Genomic DNA, 263 nt, shown 5'->3' with positions numbered 1-263 from the left:
CCTTTCGTGCCGGCGCACCGCCCTCGCTCTTCTTTGCGGCGGGCTTTGCGGCCGCTCTTTTAGTAGGCGCTTTCACGGCCGTCTTGCTGGCAGCAGACTTCTTCACGGCCGCCTTACTGTCGACCGCGTGGGAAGCCTGGGAGCGATCGATAAGAAAGTCGTCGCGGTTTTTGGCTTCACTGATCCAGGCCGGCGGACGGCCCTGACCAGACCACGTGGCGCCCGTCTTCGGATCCTGATACTTCGGTTGGACTACCCTGCCC

Annotated in this window: 1 protein-coding gene; it reads right to left on the bottom strand. The window is 63.1% G+C overall.

Translation table 11 applies throughout. The features are described from left to right. On the bottom strand, positions 1 to 263 hold a 263-nt coding region (locus SB717_RS36830; protein ID WP_410908026.1), incomplete at both ends, for an H-NS family nucleoid-associated regulatory protein.

Source organism: Priestia sp. SIMBA_032 (assembly GCF_046535215.1).
Taxonomy (GTDB): Bacteria; Bacillota; Bacilli; order Bacillales; family Bacillaceae_H; genus Priestia; species Priestia aryabhattai.
The sequence above is the reverse complement of the archived record's forward strand: the minus strand, read 5'-3'. Positions and strand labels throughout refer to the sequence as shown.